The sequence below is a fragment of the Amazonocrinis nigriterrae CENA67 genome (assembly GCF_016056305.1).
Taxonomy (GTDB): Bacteria; Cyanobacteriota; Cyanobacteriia; order Cyanobacteriales; family Nostocaceae; genus Amazonocrinis; species Amazonocrinis nigriterrae.
In genome coordinates, this window is sequence record NZ_JAECZC010000110.1 from 32,963 (window position 1) to 34,845 (window position 1,883).

Here is a 1,883-nt window from a genome sequence, read left to right on the forward strand (position 1 = left end):
TCTATTCAATTGAAAAACGCTGTAATTGCATTGCTGGGTGTGGTTTTTATTAGAGGGTTTCGAGAAGCCATTGGGATTGCAGTATTTTTGGTGGGAGTTTATTTGCTGTTAAACTTGATTGTGATTTGCGTTGGTCTGTTTCAGATTGTAAATCAACCAACTGCGATCGCTAGCTGGCAAGCTGCACTTTTTGCCCGTCATTCTAACCCTCTGATAATGCTGGCTGTAGCTACTTTGCTCTTTCCAAAATTAGCATTGGGATTGTCAGGTTTTGAAACTGGCGTAACTGTTATGCCTCTTGTACAAGGTAGTAGCAACGACACTCCCCAATACCCCAAGGGACGTATTCGCAATACCCGCAAGCTGTTGACTACTGCTGCTGTAATTATGAGCTTCTTTTTGCTTACCAGTAGCTTGATTACTACTCTACTGATTCCAGCAGCAGAATTTGCCAATGGGGGTAAAGCATATGGACGTGCCCTTGCATATTTGGCACATCTTTATCTAGGTAATACTTTTGGCACAATTTATGATTTGAGTACCATTAGTATTCTGTGGTTTGCAGGTGCATCGGCAATGGCAGGACTGCTGAATATTGTACCTCGTTATCTGCCACGCTATGGTATGGCACCAAATTGGGCACGAGCAACGCGACCTTTGGTATTGGTCTATACAACTATTGCCTTTATTGTCACAATCATCTTTCGGGCTAATGTGGAAGCTCAAGGTGGTGCTTATGCAACTGGTGTGTTGGTGTTGATGAGTTCAGCGGCGTTGGCTGTAACTTTATCAATTCACCGTCAAAGATCAAAGCAAAAAACACTTGTTTTTGCCATCATCACGCTGGTATTTATATACACTACTGTTGTCAATATCATCGAAAGGCCGGAAGGTATCAGGATTGCTGCGTTCTTTATCGGTACAATTATTCTCACCTCCTTAGTTTCGCGTGTTTGGCGTTCAACGGAACTGCGAGTTGAGCGAATTGAAATTGACGAAAATGCTCGCCAATTCATTGCAGAGGAAAGCCAAGGAGCAATCCGCATAATTGCTAATCGATTAAATGAGGGCGACGAGCAAGAGTATTTTTGCAAGGAAAAAGAGGTACGCGAGGACAACCATATTCCCTCTACTGATCCGGTTCTCTTTTTAGAGATTATGGTATCTGATGCTTCAGATTTTGCTGATGTTATCAGAGTAAAAGGAGTCCAAGTTGGTAATTACCGGATTCTGCGTGCTGAGAGTGCAGCGGTACCTAACGCTATTGCAGCTTTACTTCTGCATATTCGTGATCAAACCGGAAAGATTCCACATGCTTATTTTGGCTGGGTAGAGGGAAACCCGATACAATACTTGCTGCGTTTTATCTTGTTTGGTGAGGGTGATATTCAGGGCGAACGCATCTAAATGTAGTACATGTTTACTAAAAAAAGCCTAGTCGCTTGTGTCAGGGAGGTTAAGCGATCGGGTATTGATGGTAAAGTCATAGTGAAAGTAGAGTAAAGCCGTAAGAAAGCGTGAAGCTTAAGCCCAAAATTACCATTGCTGACCACTTCGCACAAATGTCAGACCCACGAATAGATCGCACAAAGCGACACAAGTTAATTGATATTTTGACTATTGCGATTTGTGCAGTAATCTGTGGAGCAGATAGCTGGGTAGCAATTGAATTATATGGCTGTACGAAGTTTGAGTGGTTAAAAACGTTTTTGGAGTTACCAAATGGGATACCATCACACGATACTTTTGCGCGAGTATTTGCACAATTGAATCCGCAGCAATTTCAGTCATGTTTTTTAAACTGGATGAAATCAGTACAGACAATAACTTCGAGTGAAGTAGTTGCAATTGATGGGAAAACTTTATGTGGTTCATATGATAAG

The 1,883-nt window shown here is 42.0% G+C and carries 2 protein-coding genes; both read left to right on the forward strand.

Annotated features, from left to right (window positions below):
• A partial coding sequence (locus I8748_RS33625; RefSeq protein WP_198128812.1) for an APC family permease occupies positions 1-1,407 on the forward strand: 1,407 nt, incomplete at its 5' end.
• A 110-nt stretch (positions 1,408-1,517) separates the two neighbouring features.
• Positions 1,518-1,883 (forward strand): ISAs1 family transposase (locus tag I8748_RS33630; RefSeq protein ID WP_198128813.1); only part of this gene is annotated, 366 nt, incomplete at its 3' end.